Source organism: Variovorax sp. BGA-UO-ETr-C22, from assembly GCF_059567965.1.
This window is the reverse complement of sequence record NZ_JCAQPA010000010.1, coordinates 243,543-258,552: the sequence shown is the minus strand read 5'-3', so window position 1 is coordinate 258,552 and position 15,010 is coordinate 243,543. Positions and strand designations below refer to the sequence as shown.

The window sequence follows — 15,010 nt, the reverse complement described above, 5'->3', positions numbered from 1 at the left end:
CTTGAGCAAAAAAGCAGTATTGGGAGTCCTGGCCGCGGCCATCGCCGTCGCCTACGGCGGCAGCACCTGGTGGGCCGGCACGCAAATCAAATCGAGCTACGACGTCGCCCTGGGCGAACTGCCCAAGCAGACCGCGCTGGTGCGCGTGATCGAGCGCAGCTACGAGCGCAACTTCTTCGGCGCCGTGAGCACCGTGACGCTCGAACTGGGTTGCCCGGCCGAAGCCGAGGCCGCCACCGCCCCTGCCGCGTCGGCACCCGCCGCCGCGCCGGCCGCCGCCACGACCGATGTCGCCGAGGCCGCGACCGAAGGCGATGAAGAAGAACCCGCTGAAGACGACAGCGACGCCGCGGCCACCCCGCCCAAGCCCGTGCGCATCACCATCCGCGACACCATCCGCCACGGCCCGATCGCCGGCGCCGCGCTGGCCGCGGCCGTCATCGACAGCGAACTGGTGCTCGACGCCAAGGCGCAGGCCGAGGCCGAGAAGCTGTTCGGCAAGGCCAAGCCGCTGACCGCGCGCACCAAGGTCGGCTTCGGCGGCGGCTTCACCAGCGACTTCACCGTCGCGCCCGCCAAGCTGGCCGAAGAAGGCAAGGGCGAGTTCGCCTGGCAAGGCGCACAGGCCCGCCTGGACATGAACGCGGCCCGCACCCACCTGCGCTATGACATGACGATGCCCGGCCTGGACGTCAACACCGCCTCCAAGGGCGTGCAGGTCAAGATGGGCAAGTTCACCGCCAAGGCCGACATGGACGGCAGCGCCGGCTGGCTCCTGGCCACCGGCAAGTCCGAAGGCCGTCTCGACAGCTTCGAGCTGAACGCGCCCAAGGGCCTGGTCCCCGGCGGCGAGGGCGCCGCCCCCGCCAAGGCGATCAAGGTGCTGCTGCAGAGCATCGACCTGACCGGCGAAGCCACCATCAAGGACGGCCTGTACGCCTCCGAAGGCGCCTTCAAGGGCAAGGGCAAGGTCAACGAGACCACCATCGACAAGTTCGAGATCGCCAGCAGCGCACGCCGCATCCAGGCGGCCGGCTACAAGAAGCTGGCCGACGCCTGGCTGCAGTCGACCGCCGGTGCCGGCTGCGGTCAGCGCAGCAAGGCCCAGAAGGACGCGATGCAGGCGCTCATCGAACAGCTCGCACCCGACCTCAAGGCCATGGCCAAGCACAGCCCCGAAGCCGGCCTGGACCGCATGCTGGTCGAGATCGGCGGCCACAGCGCCGAGCTCAGCTACTCGGTGGCCCTCGCCGGCGTGACCGACGAAGACCTGCAGCTGCCCGGCAACGCGCTGGTGCTCAAGCGCGGCGTGCTCAAGGCCAACGCGCGCGTGCCCGTGAAGTGGATCGAGAAGCTGGCCGAAACCGGCGCCGAGAGCGGCCGCACGCCGCCGCCTGAAATGCTCGCGGGCCTGATCGAACAGGGCGAAGCCAACGGCTACGTGAAGCGCACGGGCGACGACCTGGTCAGCCAGGTCGAGTTCAGCGAAGGCCAGCTCAAGCTCCTGGGCAAGCCGATGGGGAATTTCGGCAAGTAGGCACGGCCCGCCCCATGAAAAACGGCGCTGACCGCAAGGCCAGCGCCGTTTTTATTTCGTCAACTCAGGCGAACGTGCTCAGACCAGGCACTGCTCCAGACCCTGCTCCAGGATCTCGCGCGGCAGCTCGATGCCGATGAACACCATGCGGCTCTGGCGCGCCTCGTCCTTGCCCCACTCCGGGCCCAGGTCGCTGCCCATGAGCTGGTGCACGCCCTGGAAGATCACCTTGCGCTCGGTGCCCTTCATGTTCAGCACGCCCTTGTAGCGCAGCATGCGCGGGCCGTAGATGTTCACGATGGCGCCCAGGAAGTCTTCCAGCTTGGCCGGATCGAAGGCGCGGTCGGCCTTGTAGACGAAGCTCTTCACGTCGTCGTCCGTGTGGTGATGGTGACCGTGCCCTTCGTGCTTGTGCGAGGGGTGGTCGCACGCCTCGCCATGCGCGTGGTCATGGTCGTGATGGTCGTGGTCGTCTTCCTTCAGGAAGTCGGGGTCGATGTCCAGCTTGGCGTTCAGGTTGAAGCCGCGCAGGTCGAAGATGTCCTTCAGCGGCACGTCGCCGAAATGCGCCTTCTGCTGCGGCGCGCGCGGGTTCATGTGCTTCAGGCGGTGAATGAGCGCATCGGTCTCTTCGGCCGACACCAGCTCGCTCTTGCTGATGAAGATCTGGTCGGCAAAGCCCACCTGGCGGCGCGCTTCCTGGCGGTCGTTCAGCTGCTGGGGCGCGTGCTTGGCATCGACCAGCGTGAGGATCGAGTCGAGCAGGTAGCTCTCGGCGATCTCGTCGTCCATGAAGAAGGTCTGCGCCACCGGGCCGGGATCGGCCAGGCCGGTGGTCTCGATCACCACGCGGTCGAAGTCGAGCAGGCCCTGGCGCTTCTTGGCGGCCAGCAGCTGCAGCGCTTCGCGCAGGTCTTCGCGGATGGTGCAGCAGACGCAGCCGTTGCTCATCTGCACGATCTGCTCCTTCGACTCGGTCACGAGGATGTCGCTGTCGATGTTCTCTTCGCCGAACTCGTTCTCGATGACCGCGATCTTCTGGCCATGGGCCTCGGTCAGGATGCGCTTGAGCAGCGTGGTTTTGCCCGAGCCGAGAAAGCCGGTCAGGATGGTCGCGGGAATGAGGGCCATGGCGGGGGTGTCCGGAAGAGCGAAGGCGGGAAGTTTAGCGGGCGGAGCCGGGCGCCGCAGAGGCGGCGGGGGGAGGCCCTACGGGGGACATGTGGCGGGTTCGCAGGGGCGCACATTGGCGATCCATGCTCGGCCCAGCAGGCCCGCATGCTCGTCCACCAGCACCGGGTCGCCCCGATGGATCACGCCCATGGCGTGTGTGTGGCGCACCCCCTCCACGGTCAGAGCGATGGTTTCGCCGGGCTTGCGCCACGAGGCCAACGCCACGGTGTAAACGGGGTAACTCCCGGTGACGTGCTTCCCGTTCCGGGAATACGTGTTCTGCCGCCGCTCGCTACGGTCCACCACCCGGGTCGCATGAACGGCGGGTGACGACGGACGCCATCGATTGACGACGTCGCTCAGGGATCCTTCCGATGCCCAGGCACCCAGCTGGTACGAGCCCCAACTGCAAACGGTGACGGCGACGGCCGCGATGAGCGCGCCCCGCCATCTGACGTCCTGGATCAGGCGGAACAAGCACGCGAGGACCACGATGTTCAGCAGCGGCCACGTCTCCACCGCCTTCTGGGCAGTGCTGAGATCCGGCTCGATGTAGTTTTTCGGACCCCATTCACCCCAGGTAAACAGCGCGATTGACGGCCAGCCCGGAACCAGCATCGCGCCGACCACCAACACGCAGAGGACCATGACGACCAACAGAAGATGCGCCACCGGCACCGAAACGCCCCACCGCTTCGCGAGTGCCGCAGCCAGATTTTTTCCGTCGAGTTCGGCGTTGCCGGCGGCGGGCGTGTTGCGCGCACTCCCCCTCGCCTTGCGCTGCGCAGGCGCGCCCTCGCCACGACGCCTGTACTTGCCGCGGCTCATCCCTCGGCCCGGCCCATCGCCACGCTCAAGCAGACTTCCTCACCACCACAAGCCCCTTCAGGTATTCGCCCTCGGGAAATTCGATGGTCATCGGGTGGTCCGGCGCGGCACCCAGGCGTTCGCTGATGTAACCGTCGACATTCGCGTCCAGCCCCGCCGAGGCCACGATCTTGTGAAACAGGTCGGCGCTGATGCCGCCCGAGCAGGAAAACGTGAGCAGCACGCCGCCCGGCTCCAGCAGCTTGAGCGCCAGGCGGTTGATGTCCTTGTAGGCACGCGCGGCGCGCTCGGCGTGCGCCACCGTGGGCGCAAACTTCGGCGGGTCGAGCACGATGGCGTCGAAGGTGCGGCCCTGGTCGATGAACTCGCGCAGCACCGTGTTCACGTTGGCATCGAGAAACTCCGTGGCAATGCCCTGCCCTTCGAAGCCGTTGAGCGCCAGGTGCGCGCGCGCCCGCTCCAGCGCGGGCTGCGACGAATCGACCGACACCAGCGAGGCACCCTCGAGCGCCCCGGCCGCCTTCAGGCCCGCGAGCGCCGCCACGGTGAAGCCGCCCGTGTAGCAAAAACAGTTGAGCACGCGCCGAAAGCGCCGGTGCTGCGCCAGCTCGGCAAAGCGCTGGCGGCTGTCGCGCTGGTCGAGGTAGAAGCCGGTCTTGTGGCCGGTCGCGATGTCCAGCGACAGCTGCCAGCCATGCTCGCGGATGGTGATCTGGGTGGGGCCCTCGCCGCGCAGCCAGCCCGTGACGGGCTTCAGGCCCTCGCGCTCGCGGCCGCTGGCGTCGGAGCGTTCATACAGCCTGGTGAGCCCCGTGGCCTTGAGCAGCGCATCGGCCAGGACGTCTTTCCAGCGCTCCACGCCGGCCGACAGAAACTGCGCCACCAGCGTGTCGCCGTAGCGGTCGACGATCAGCCCCGGCAGGCCGTCGGCCTCGCCGTGCACCAGCCGCACGCCGTCGCTCTGCAGGTCGAACAGGCCGCGCGCATGCACCGCGCGCGTGCAGACCGTGGAAAAAAAAGCAGCGTCGATGCGCTGCTTCTCGTCAAAGCTCCAGGCCCGCGCCCGGATCTTGGAGGTGGGGCCGAAGGCCGCCCACGCGAGGAAGTGGCCGTCGTGCGACTCCACGCGCACCGTTTCCCCCGAGTCCGCGCCGCCGCGCGCAATGGCGGATTCGAAGACCCAGGGATGGCGGCGTTGGAGCGAGCGCTCCTTGCCCGGCTTGAGGCGGAGGGTTTTCATGGGAGATGAATGAAAGAAGAAATGAAAGACGAAAGAAAACGATGCAGGCGACGGGCCGTGGCTACTTGCCGTCCTTGTCCGGCCGGGCCTTGGCGCGCGGATGCGCCGCGTCGTAGACCTTGGCCAGGTGCTGGAAATCCAGCCGCGTGTAGACCTGCGTGGTCGCGATGTTGGCATGCCCCAGCAGCTCCTGCACCGCGCGCAGGTCGCTGCTCGACTGCAGCACGTGGCTCGCGAACGAGTGGCGCAGCATGTGCGGATGCACCGGCGCGGCCAGGCCGGCCTTCAGGCTGCGCTCGCGCAACAGCTTCCACACGGCCTGCGACGACATGCGCGCGCCGCGCGCACTGACGAACAGCGCCGGCTCCTGGCGCTCGCCGCGCACCGCGAGCCAGTCGCGCAGCGCCTCGGCCGCCTTGCTGCCCACGGGCACGCCGCGCCGCTTGCTGCCCTTGCCGAGCACGTGGGCTTCCATGGCGTCGAGGTCGACCCAGCCGAGCGCCGTGGCGCTGGCCTGGGCGTCGAGCCCGGTGAGCTCGCTCACGCGCAGGCCGCAGCCGTAGAGCATTTCGACGATGGCGCCGTCGCGCGCTTCGGTCCAGGGGTCGGCGTCGGGGTCGTACAGCTCGGCCAGGCGCACCGCGTCGTCCACGCCCAGCGCCTTCGGCAGCGGCCGGCCCGCCTTGGGCGCGTGCACGTCCTGCACCGGGTTGAAGCCGATCAGCCCTTCATGGCCGAGCCAGCGGTAGAAGCTGCGCCAGCACGACAGCACCAGCGCAATGCCGCGCGGCTCGCGCCCGGCGCTGTGCAGCTGCGCCATCCAGCGGCGGATGTGGGCCGTCTGCACGCGGTCCAGCGGCAGGTTGGCCTCGGCCGCGTGATCGGTCAGCGCGCGCAGGTGGAAGGCATACAGCTCGACCGTGCGCGGCGCGAGCCGGCGCTCCACGCGCACGTGTTCGAGGTATTTGTCGATCCATTCCATGGTGTCGTGCTCCGTGCGGCGCCCGGGCCCGTTAGCTGGCACTAGAACAGATAGCCCAGCGATGCATTGTTCACGATGGCGGCGGGCTCACGCAATGCGCCCTTGAACAGCATGCCCCAGCGGCGCCAGCACGAGGTGGGCGCGGCGGCGTACTGCACGTCGAAGGCCTGGTCGAAGCCGCTGGCACGCACCAGCCGCTCGATGCGCCACAGGTGGTACGGCTCCGACACGATGATCACGCTGCGCACGCCATTGGCTTCGAGCACCGTGCGCGACAGCGACAGGTTGGCGCGCGTGGACGACGACACCGACTCCAGCACCATCGGCCCCGTGTAGCCCTCGGCCGTGGCGTGGTCGCGCATCACCTCGGCCTCGATGCGGCCGTCTTCCACGTCGACACCGCCCGAGAACACCAGCGTCTGCACGCGACCGGCGCGCGCCAGCACGATGCCCTGGTCGACCCGGCCCGTGAGGCAGGGGTTCGGCTTGCCGTCGAGGTAGGCGCGGTTGCCCAGCACCAGCGCCACGTCGGCCGCGCGCGGCAACGGGCCGGCCAGGGCGGCCTCGGCACGCTGCCAGATCACGCCCGCGATGGCGACATACGTCAGCACGCCGGCCAGCAAGACCACGCACAGGCCGGTCAGCCAGGGCCGGCGGCGCCACCCGCTTCGCGCGGAACGGCTCAAGGGCGCAGCCGCGACAGCGCGCCCGACGACAGCTCGGCGATGCGCTCGAGAAAGTCCGTGCCCATTTCGGCGTTGAAGCGCTGCGCGTCCGGCGAGGCCAGCACCAGCAGGCCGAAGGCCGGCGACTCGGCGTCGGGGCGCAGCGGAATCAGCGCGATCGACGCAGCGCCCTGCGGCTCGGGCAGCCAGTTGGCCGCCTCGAAGCCCGCGTTGAGCCCGCAGTAGGGCGAAGTGAGCGAGGTGGCCAGCGCCTTCACATCGTCGCTCACCCACTGGGCATAGGCTTCGTTCAGGTACTCGGTGCCGCAGTCCCACACCTTGATGGCCGTTTGCGGCACCAGGAACAGCGACTGCAGGTCGACCGCGATGCGGTACGGCAGGCTGCGCGGGTCGCGCGTGGTCAACAGGCCCTTGGTCCAGCGCTGCAGGCGGTCGGCGATGACGACGTTTTCGGTGCCGTGGCGCACCATGTCCATCAGGCGGTGCTCCAGCGCCTTGATCTTCTCGCGCAGCATCTCGGCCTGGCGCTCCTGCAGGCTCACGGCGCGGTTGCCGTGCGGGCTGGTCAGCTGCACCTGCGCCAGCAGCTGGGCGTGGCGCTCGAAGAAGTCGGGGGTGTTCGACAGGTAGTTCGCGATGTCGTCTTCGGTGATCGGGTTCATGGCGTTGTTGTCGTGGGTGAATTGGGTCATGGCTGTTCCGAAATGTCGGGCACGTCGATCTCGCCCTCGAACACCGTCGTGGCCGGTCCTGTCATGAGCACCGGCCGGCCGTCGCCCTGCCACTCGATCGTGAGAATGCCGCCGTGCGTCTGCACGTCGACGCGGGTGTCCAGCAGCCCGAGGCGGATGCCCGCCACCACCGCCGCGCAGGCGCCCGTGCCGCAGGCCAGCGTTTCGCCGGCGCCGCGCTCGAACACCCGCAGCTTGATGTGGGTGCGGTCGACCACCTGCATGAAGCCCGCGTTCACGCGCTGCGGAAAACGCGGGTGGTGCTCGATCTGCGGGCCCTGCTCGGCCACCGGCGCGGTGTCGACGTTGTCGACCACCTGCACCGCGTGCGGGTTGCCCATGGACAGCACCGCTACCGAAACGATAGCGCTGCCGGCCCGGGTGCCCAGCGCCAGATGCCAGGTCTGCCACGCGCCTTCGTGCTGCGGGTCGAGCCCGGCGGTGTCGAAGGGCACGCGCGCCGGTTCGAAGACCGGGGCGCCCATGTCGACCGTCACGCGGCCGTCGTCGCCCATGCGGGGCTCGATCACGCCGGCCAGCGTCTGCACGCGCACGTCTTTCTTCTCGGTCAGGCCGTGCTCGCTCACGAAGCGCATGAAACAGCGCGCCCCGTTGCCGCACTGCTCCACCTCGCCGCCGTCGGCGTTGTGGATCACGTACTGGAAGTCGATGCCTGCAGCGGGCGACGGGCGCACCGTGAGGATCTGGTCGGCGCCGACGCCGAAATGGCGGTCGGCCAGGAAGCGGTACTGCGCGGCCGTGAGGCCCAGCGTGCCGCGCGTTTCGTCCAGCACGACGAAATCGTTGCCGGCTCCCTGCATCTTGGTAAAGCGGATTCGCATCGCCGGATTATCGCCACCGGCGGCGCCCTTCGCGCCGGAAGGGCCGCAGGGCGCGGCCCTTTCAGCTTGCCCGGCCTCAGCCCTGGATGAACGCCAGCAGGTCGGCGTTCACCTGCGCCGCGTGCGTGGTGCAGGTGGCGTGCGGCGCGCCGGCGTACAGCTTGAGCTGGCTGCCCTGGATCATTTCGGCCGCCAGCTTGCCCGTGGCCTCGAAGGGCACGACCTGGTCGTCGTCGCCGTGGATCACCAGCGTGGGCACGTCGATCTTCGCCATGTCGGGGCGGAAGTCGGTCTCGGAGAACGCCGTCACGCAGTCGATGGTGGCCTTGATCGAGGCCTGCAGCGCGATCTGCAGCGTCTGCTTGAACACGCCCTGCGACACCTTCGCGCCCGGGCGGTTGGTGCCGTAGAACAGCGTGCTGAAGTCGTCGATGAACTGCGCCCGGTCGGCGGCCAGCCCGGCGCGGATGCCCGCGAAGAGCGAGGCTTCGGGGCCCACGGGATGGTCGGGCGTCTTCATGAACAGCGGCGTCACCGCGCTGATGAGCGCCAGCTTGGCCACGCGCGCGCTGCCCTTGCGCGCGATGTAGCGCGTGACGTCGCCGCCGCCCATCGAGAAGCCCGCCAGGATCACGTTTTTCAGGTCGAGCTTTTCGATCAGCTCGGCGATGTCGTCGGCGAAGGTGTCGTAGTCGTAGCCGGTCCAGGGCTGGCTGGAGCGGCCGAAACCGCGGCGGTCGAACGCGATGACGCGGTAGCCGCGCTCGGCAAAGAACAGCATCTGGGCGTCCCACATGTCGGCGCTCAGCGGCCAGCCGTGGCTGAAGACGATGGGCTGGCCGCTGCCCCAGTCCTTGTAATAGAGCTCGGTGCCGTCGCGAAGGGTCAGTGTGGTCATGGTTTTTCCTTGAGATGGACGAAAGGGTGAAAGGGAAAGAGAAAGAATCCGCGCCGCTCAGAGCGCCAGGAAGTGATGCACCTCGGGCTTGCCCGGGCCGATGTGAAAGCGCAGCGCCTCGGCCTGCAGGTCGGCGTCGGCGTGCGACACGCGGTGGTGCTGGCGCAGGTGCTCGGCCCACGACTCCACGAGGAACCACTCCATCACGCGCTCGGCGTCGGCCGTGTGCTCGTGCACGCCCCAGGCGTAGGCGCCGTCGCGGCGGCGCTCCAGCGACAGGCGCTTCATCGCATCGAGGAACGCCGGGCGGTCCTCCTTGCGGATGCGGTACTCGACCTGGATCATCACGGGCCCGCGGTCGTGCGCCACCGGCTCGGCCAGCAGCGGCTCGGGCCAGTGGTTCGAGGCCTGCAGGTCGGCCTCGCCGGCGGGCAGCCGCACGCGGTGGAACACCAGCCCCATCACCACCAGCCCCACGGCGCCCGCCACCAGCGTGGCCGGCACGCCGATCTGCTGCGCCACCAGGCCCCAGCCCAGGCTGCCGGCGGCCATGGCGCCGTTGAACACCGTGAGGTACACGGCCAGCCCGCGCCCGCGCACCCAGTTCGGCAGGATCGACTGCGCCACCCCGTTGAGCGTGGTCAGCGCAATGATCCAGCCCAGCCCCAGCACGCCCAGCATCGGCACCGCCAGCCATTGCGGCGGCGCGAACACCAGCGCGCCCATCACCGCGGCCGTGAGCAGCGAGGCCAGCAGCAGCATGCCGTCGGCATCGAGCCGGGCACGCAGCCGCGGCATCACCAGCGCACCGCCGATGGCGCCTGCGCCCACGGCGCCCAGCAGGATGCCGTAGAAGCTCGCCGTGCCGCCGAGCATCTGGCGCGCCACCAGCGGCAGCAGCGCCCACACCGAACTGGCGAACAGGAAGAACACCGCCGCGCGCAGCAGCACCACGTGCAGCTCCTTGCTGGCCCGCGTGTAGCGCAGGCCGGCGCGGAAGGCGCCGAAGAAGTTCTCGGACAGCCCGCTGTCCACCGCCGCCGGGCGCTTCCACCACAACAGCGCCGCGATCACGAACACGTAGCTCAGCACGTCCAGCCCGTAGGTGGCGGCCGCGCCGAAGCTCGCGAGGATCAGCCCGCCCGCCGCCGGCCCGATGGAGCGCGCGATGTTGATGCCCAGCGAGTTCAGCGCCACCGCGCCCTTGAGCTCGCTGCGCGGCACCAGCTCCGGCACGATCGACTGCCAGGTCGGCCCCATGAGCGCCGCGCCGATGCCGCCCACGAAGGTCAGCGCAATGAGGTACTCGACCGTGAGCGTGCCCGTGTGCGAGAGCACCAGCAGCGTGCCGCTCACCGCGGCCAGCAGCACCTGCACGAAGATCAGGAAGCGCCGGCGGTCGAGGATGTCCGACAGCACCCCCGCCGGAATCGCCAGCAGGAAGATCGGCAGCGTCGCCGCCGTCTGGATCAGCGCCACCGCCGTCGGGCTGGCCGACAGGTCGGTCACCAGCCACGAGCTGGCCACGTCGCGCATGAAGCTGCCGATGTTGCCCAGCACCGTGGCGGCCCACAGCACGGCGAAGACCGGCTGGCGCAGCGGCGCGAAGGCGCCGGCGGCTTTGGCTTGGGGCTCAGTCATCGTGGCGCTCCTTGAGGTCGAGCCAGGCGACGAGCAGGAAGCCGCCGACCAGGCCCAGGTGTTCGAAGAAGGAGTTGGCCGCCATGAAGCGTTCCTGCCCCAGCGGCATCTCCCAGAAACGCAGCGCGACGAAAGTCGCCATGAGCGTGAAGCCGCCCAGCGCGAGCGCGCCGAGCCAGCGCCAGAAGCCGGTGAGGATGAGCGCCGCGGCGCCCAGCTCCAGCACGATCACCGCCACGGCCAGCGGGCCGGCCGGCGACAGGCCGAAGTGGTTCATCTCGGCGATGGCGGCGTTGAAGTCCAGCGCCTTGTTCAGGCCGCCCTGCAGGTAGGCCGCGCACAGCAGCAGCAAGGCGATCCAGCGCACGGCGGGCGAAAGGGGCCAGTGCATGGCCTTCATCACACCGCCCAGCAGGCGCAACCCAGCGCGCCCCAGAAACTCTTCAGGTCGGCGATGGGCAGCTTGCTGCTCCAGGCCGTCGCGTGGCTGTGGCCGTGCACGTTGCAGTCGTTGGCGCAGGCGCACGACATCGCGGCGTTGCGCATCACCTTCTGCAGCGGTGCGCCCTCTGCCGTGTCGGCCCAGCCGGCATAGCCGCCGAAGGTGCGCGCGGGCGACCAGTCGGGCATGGCGGGCGGCAGGCCGCCTTCGTCGTGCGCGGCGAACGGGCCGGCGCCGTAGACCACCTTGCCGCCCACCATCGTGAGCAGCGCCGTGGTGTCGGCAATCTCCGATTCCGGGCAGGCGAAGAAGTCGCGGTCGGGCACCACCAGGTCGGCGAGCTGGCCTTCCTGGATGCGGCCTTTCTTGCCCTCCTCGTTCGAGAACCAGGTGACGTTCTCGGTCCACATGCGCAGCGCGGCCTCGCGGTCCAGGCAGTTGCGCTGCGGGTACAGCTGCATGCCGCCCACCGTCTTGCCCGTGACCAGCCACGACAGCGACACCCACGGGTTGTACGAGGCCACGCGCGTCGCGTCGGTGCCGGCCGACACCTTCAGGCCACGCTCCAGCATCTTCTTGACCGGCGGCGTGGCCTCGGCCGCGCCGGGGCCGTAGCGCTCCACGAAATACTCGCCCTGGTAGGCCATGCGGTGCTGCACCGCCACGCCGCCGCCGAGCGCGGCGATGCGGTCCATCGACTTCTCGGAAATCGTCTCGGCATGGTCGAAGAACCAGTTCAGGCCGGCCAGCGGCGTGTCCTTGTTGACCTTCTCGAACACGTCGAGCGAACGGCTGATGGTTTCGTCGTAGGTCGCGTGCATGCGCCACGGCCAGCGGTTCTGCGCCAGGATGCGCACCACGCCTTCGAGGTCGCCTTCCATCTCGGGCGCCATGTCGGGGCGCGGCTGGCGGAAGTCTTCGAAGTCGGCCGCCGAGAACACCAGCATCTCGCCCGCGCCGTTGTGGCGGAAGTAGTCGTCGCCCTGCTTGTATCTGGAGTTGGCCGTCCAGTTCAGGAAGTCGTCCTTCTCGGCCTTGGGCTTCTGCGTGAAGAGGTTGTAGGCCAGGCGGATCGTGAGCTGCCCGTCGTCGTGCAGCTTCTGGATCACCTCGTAGTCGTCGGGGTAGTTCTGGTTGCCGCCGCCCGCGTCGATGGCGCCCGTCACGCCCAGGCGGTTGAGCTCGCGCATGAAGTGGCGCGTGGAATTGAGCTGGTAGTCGAAGGGCAGCTTCGGCCCCTTGGCCAGCGTGGCGTAGAGGATGGCCGCGTTCGGCTTGGCCAGCAGCAGGCCCGTGGGGTTGCCGGCGCTGTCGCGCACGATCTCGCCGCCGGGCGGCGCGGGCGTGTCCTTGGTGTAGCCCACGGCGCGCAGCGCGGCGCCGTTGAGCAGCGCGCGGTCGTACAGGTGCAGGATGAACACCGGCGTGTCGGGCGCCACCGCGTTCAGCTCGGCCAGGGTCGGCAGGCGCTTCTCGACGAACTGGTGCTCGGTGAAGCCGCCCACCACGCGCACCCACTGCGGCGCAGGCGTGATCGCCACCTGGCGCTTGAGCATGCCCATCGCATCGGCCAGGCTCCTCACGCCGTCCCAGCGCAGCTCCATGTTGTAGTTCAGGCCGCCGCGAATGATGTGCAGGTGGTTGTCGATGAGGCCCGGCAGCACGCGCTGGCCCTGCAGGTCGATCACGCGGGTCTGGCTGCCGGCCAGCGGCAGCACGTCTTCGGCGCGGCCCACGCGGGTGAAGCGGCCGTCCTTGATGGCCACCGCGTCGGCCGTGGGGTTGGCACGGTCCAGCGTGGTGAAGCGGCCGTTGCGCAGGATGAGGTCGGGGGTCTGGGTGGTGGCCATGGTGGATGCGGGTGCGAGGGAGGTGGCTGCAAAGGCGCCGAGGGCGCCCAGGAAGTGGCGGCGTTGCGGGTCGGGGGCGTTCATGCGTCGCTCCGCTCGGACGGGCGGCTGCCGGCGGCGGCGGACTTCACCGCCCCAGGCTGTGCGCAGGTCGGCAGCTCGCCGAACACGTGCGGCTTGACCTGGTCATGCAGCCACGAGGTGGCGGCCGGCCGGTCGAACACCTGCCGCACCAGCGGCGGGATCTGCTCGCCGAGCAGGATGCCCAAGAGGCCCACCAGGGCGATCACCGGCGGCGCCGGCGAGCGCACCTGGAAGAGCGCGTAGATCACGCCGACCAGCAGGCCGAGCGCGAGGGAAACGACATAGGTCTTCATGGTCGGTCGGCCTTCCGGGTGCTCTGCGCTCAACCCTCGTGGGCGCCGAACATGGTCTTGGCGTACGTCACGCCCAGACCGTAGGCGCCGCCCACCTTCTTCGCAATACCGGTCGTCAACTCGTACGTGTCGCCACGCGCCCAGTCGCGCTGCAGCTCCAGCAGGTACTGCAGCGAGGTCATCGGCTGCGCGCCGGCCTGCACCATGCGCTCCATCGCGCGGTTGTGCGCCTCGGTGGACACGTCGCCGCAGGCGTCGGCAATCACGTACACCTCGAAGCCCTGGTCCAGCGCCGACAGCGCCGGGCCCACGATGCACACGCTGGTCCACAGGCCGGCCAGCACGATGCGCGGCTTGCCGATGGCGTTCACGCGCTCGATCACGGCGGCGTCTTCCCAGGTGTTCATCGAGGTGCGGTCCAGCATCTTCTGGCCGGGGAAGGCGTCGGTGATCTCGCTGAACATCGGGCCCGAAAAGCTCTTCTCGGCCACGGTCGTGAGGATGGTCGACACCTTGAAGCCGGCCGCCGCCTGCGCCACCAGCGCGGCGTTGTTGCGCAGGTTGACGGCGTCGATCGAGTGCGTGGCAAAGGCCATCTGCGACTGGAAGTCGATCATCACCAGCGTGTGGTCGGTGGGGGTGAGCAGCTTGGCGCCGGCGGTGGGGGTGGCTTGGACGGTCATGAAAGGCTCCTTCGGCAAAGTTGGGTGCGTGGATATTCGATTCGGTTCACAATCGCTTTCGGAGGGAATTTCCTTGGCGTGGGCTGAATCATCCGGTGCACGCAGGCCTCTATCGACGAAAATTTTCACCATCAATGATCGAAGTTTTCGATCATTCCTTTTTGCTGCGAGGAACGCGCCGTGCTCAAGCTCACCCTGGAAGCCATCGAGGTCGTCGACGCCATTGCGCGCCACGGCTCCTTTGCCGCCGCCGCCGCGCGGCTGAACAAGGTGCCCTCCACCATCTCCTACGCCGTGGGCAAGCTCGAAGAACAGCTGGGCATGCTGCTGTTCGAGCGCAACGGCCCGCGCGTGACCCTCACCGCCGCCGGCGAAGAAATGCTCAAGGAAGGCCGCTGGCTGCTCGGCGCCGCGAGCGACCTCGAATCGCGCATGCGGCAGATTGCCACCGGCTATGAATCAGAGCTGCGGCTGGTGCACGACTCGCTCATTCCCACGCAGGCCTTCATGGACGACATCCGCGCCTTCGAAGACCTGCGCTGCGGCACGCGGCTGCGCATCGGCTGCGAGGCGCTCACCGGCAGCTGGGAGGCGCTGCGCGAGGGCCGCGCCGACATCGTCGTGGCCGCGGGCGAAGGCCCGGCCGGCGGCGGCCACCAGGCCGTGGCCGTGGGCAGCCTGGCGTTCGCCTTCTGCGTCGCGCCCACCCACCCGCTCACGCGGCTGAAGCGCCCCGTGCAGCGCGGCGACCTCATCGACTGCAACGCCATCGTGGTCGGCGACACCGCGCGCACCCTGTCGGACCGCACCGTGGGCCTCATGGCCGGCCAGCCGCGCATCACCGTGCCGTCGATGGCCGCCAAGGTCGCCTGCCAGGTCGCCGGGCTGGGCCACGGCTTCCTGCCGCGTGCCTGCATCGCCGACGAGCTGGCGCGCGGCACGCTGGTCGAACTGCCGACCGAGGAACCGCGCGCGTCCGAAGCCTTCTGGCTCGCGTGGAAGACCGGCGCGCAGGGCCAGGCGCTGCGCTGGTGGCGCGAGCGGCTGCACCGCACGCTCGTGCCCGCGCTGCTGCCGCGTTCGTTCCTCTGAAGAAAAAA

General features: G+C 69.2%; 15 protein-coding genes. 2 read left to right on the top strand and 13 right to left on the bottom strand.

Going from position 1 to position 15,010, the window contains the following annotated elements; all coding sequences use genetic code 11:
* Position 1: 1 nt before the first annotated feature.
* The gene (locus tag AC57B8_RS14670) at positions 2-1,537 is read left to right on the top strand and encodes a YdgA family protein (protein ID WP_496479995.1); all 1,536 of its coding nucleotides are present in this window, start codon (positions 2-4) and stop codon (positions 1,535-1,537) included.
* Between the two features lie 78 nt (positions 1,538-1,615).
* On the opposite strand, the gene AC57B8_RS14665 is transcribed toward AC57B8_RS14670, so the two are convergent.
* The 13 genes from AC57B8_RS14665 to AC57B8_RS14605 all read right to left on the bottom strand — a co-directional run bounded on the left by AC57B8_RS14665 (position 1,616) and on the right by AC57B8_RS14605 (position 13,910).
* On the bottom strand, positions 1,616-2,668 hold the full coding sequence (locus tag AC57B8_RS14665) for a CobW family GTP-binding protein (protein WP_062474247.1): 1,053 nt from the start codon (positions 2,666-2,668) through the stop codon (positions 1,616-1,618).
* A gap of 78 nt (positions 2,669-2,746) precedes the next feature.
* Complete coding sequence (locus tag AC57B8_RS14660; RefSeq protein WP_496479994.1) at positions 2,747-3,538, bottom strand: hypothetical protein; 792 nt, start codon at positions 3,536-3,538, stop codon at positions 2,747-2,749.
* 25 nt (positions 3,539-3,563) lie between these two features.
* Positions 3,564-4,778, bottom strand: a complete 1,215-nt coding sequence (locus AC57B8_RS14655) for a class I SAM-dependent rRNA methyltransferase (RefSeq protein ID WP_307695612.1) — start codon at positions 4,776-4,778, stop codon at positions 3,564-3,566.
* 61 nt (positions 4,779-4,839) lie between these two features.
* Complete coding sequence (locus AC57B8_RS14650; protein ID WP_496479993.1) at positions 4,840-5,760, bottom strand: tyrosine recombinase XerC; 921 nt, start codon at positions 5,758-5,760, stop codon at positions 4,840-4,842.
* Positions 5,761-5,801: 41 nt separating this feature from the next.
* Positions 5,802-6,446: a YdcF family protein gene (locus AC57B8_RS14645; protein ID WP_496479992.1), complete on the bottom strand. Its 645-nt coding sequence runs from the start codon at positions 6,444-6,446 to the stop codon at positions 5,802-5,804.
* A complete protein-coding gene (locus AC57B8_RS14640) occupies positions 6,443-7,138 on the bottom strand; it encodes a DUF484 family protein (RefSeq protein WP_062474254.1) in 696 nt (231 codons plus the stop codon). The genes AC57B8_RS14645 and AC57B8_RS14640 overlap by 4 nt, the downstream gene beginning before the upstream one ends.
* Positions 7,135-8,019 (bottom strand): diaminopimelate epimerase, encoded by an 885-nt coding sequence (dapF, locus tag AC57B8_RS14635; RefSeq protein WP_489059356.1) that lies wholly within the window; start codon positions 8,017-8,019, stop codon positions 7,135-7,137. The genes AC57B8_RS14640 and dapF overlap by 4 nt, the downstream gene beginning before the upstream one ends.
* Positions 8,020-8,095: 76 nt before the next feature.
* The gene (locus tag AC57B8_RS14630) at positions 8,096-8,917 is read right to left on the bottom strand and encodes an alpha/beta fold hydrolase (protein ID WP_354345743.1); all 822 of its coding nucleotides are present in this window, start codon (positions 8,915-8,917) and stop codon (positions 8,096-8,098) included.
* A 57-nt stretch (positions 8,918-8,974) separates the two neighbouring features.
* Positions 8,975-10,558, bottom strand: a complete 1,584-nt coding sequence (locus tag AC57B8_RS14625) for an MFS transporter (protein ID WP_070060141.1) — start codon at positions 10,556-10,558, stop codon at positions 8,975-8,977.
* The gene (locus AC57B8_RS14620; RefSeq protein ID WP_496479991.1) at positions 10,551-10,949 is read right to left on the bottom strand and encodes a DoxX family protein; all 399 of its coding nucleotides are present in this window, start codon (positions 10,947-10,949) and stop codon (positions 10,551-10,553) included. Before AC57B8_RS14620 ends, AC57B8_RS14625 begins: the two co-directional genes overlap by 8 nt.
* An 8-nt stretch (positions 10,950-10,957) precedes the next feature.
* Entirely contained in the window at positions 10,958-12,850 is a 1,893-nt protein-coding gene (locus AC57B8_RS14615; RefSeq protein ID WP_496480523.1) for an amidohydrolase, read from the bottom strand.
* An 80-nt stretch (positions 12,851-12,930) separates the two neighbouring features.
* Positions 12,931-13,227 (bottom strand): DUF1427 family protein, encoded by a 297-nt coding sequence (locus tag AC57B8_RS14610; protein ID WP_159273859.1) that lies wholly within the window; start codon positions 13,225-13,227, stop codon positions 12,931-12,933.
* A gap of 29 nt (positions 13,228-13,256) precedes the next feature.
* On the bottom strand, positions 13,257-13,910 hold the full coding sequence (locus tag AC57B8_RS14605; protein ID WP_062474264.1) for a hydrolase: 654 nt from the start codon (positions 13,908-13,910) through the stop codon (positions 13,257-13,259).
* 180 nt (positions 13,911-14,090) lie between these two features.
* Here AC57B8_RS14605 and AC57B8_RS14600 point away from each other — a divergent pair, with 180 nt between their 5' ends.
* Positions 14,091-15,002, top strand: a complete 912-nt coding sequence (locus AC57B8_RS14600) for a LysR family transcriptional regulator (RefSeq protein WP_496479990.1) — start codon at positions 14,091-14,093, stop codon at positions 15,000-15,002.
* Positions 15,003-15,010: the final 8 nt, after the last annotated feature.

Bases quoted from the DNA above. Each gene is read 5' to 3' on its own strand.
- AC57B8_RS14665 (WP_062474247.1), bottom strand. From the start codon at position 2,668: ATGGCCCTCATTCCCGCGACCATCCTGACCGGCTTTCTCGGCTCGGGC.
- AC57B8_RS14660 (WP_496479994.1), bottom strand. From the start codon at position 3,538: ATGAGCCGCGGCAAGTACAGGCGTCGTGGCGAGGGCGCGCCTGCGCAG.
- AC57B8_RS14655 (WP_307695612.1), bottom strand. From the start codon at position 4,778: ATGAAAACCCTCCGCCTCAAGCCGGGCAAGGAGCGCTCGCTCCAACGC.
- AC57B8_RS14650 (WP_496479993.1), bottom strand. From the start codon at position 5,760: ATGGAATGGATCGACAAATACCTCGAACACGTGCGCGTGGAGCGCCGG.
- AC57B8_RS14640 (WP_062474254.1), bottom strand. From the start codon at position 7,138: ATGACCCAATTCACCCACGACAACAACGCCATGAACCCGATCACCGAA.
- dapF (WP_489059356.1), bottom strand. From the start codon at position 8,019: ATGCGAATCCGCTTTACCAAGATGCAGGGAGCCGGCAACGATTTCGTC.
- AC57B8_RS14630 (WP_354345743.1), bottom strand. From the start codon at position 8,917: ATGACCACACTGACCCTTCGCGACGGCACCGAGCTCTATTACAAGGAC.
- AC57B8_RS14625 (WP_070060141.1), bottom strand. From the start codon at position 10,558: ATGACTGAGCCCCAAGCCAAAGCCGCCGGCGCCTTCGCGCCGCTGCGC.
- AC57B8_RS14620 (WP_496479991.1), bottom strand. From the start codon at position 10,949: ATGCACTGGCCCCTTTCGCCCGCCGTGCGCTGGATCGCCTTGCTGCTG.
- AC57B8_RS14615 (WP_496480523.1), bottom strand. From the start codon at position 12,850: ATGGCCACCACCCAGACCCCCGACCTCATCCTGCGCAACGGCCGCTTC.
- AC57B8_RS14610 (WP_159273859.1), bottom strand. From the start codon at position 13,227: ATGAAGACCTATGTCGTTTCCCTCGCGCTCGGCCTGCTGGTCGGCGTG.
- AC57B8_RS14605 (WP_062474264.1), bottom strand. From the start codon at position 13,910: ATGACCGTCCAAGCCACCCCCACCGCCGGCGCCAAGCTGCTCACCCCC.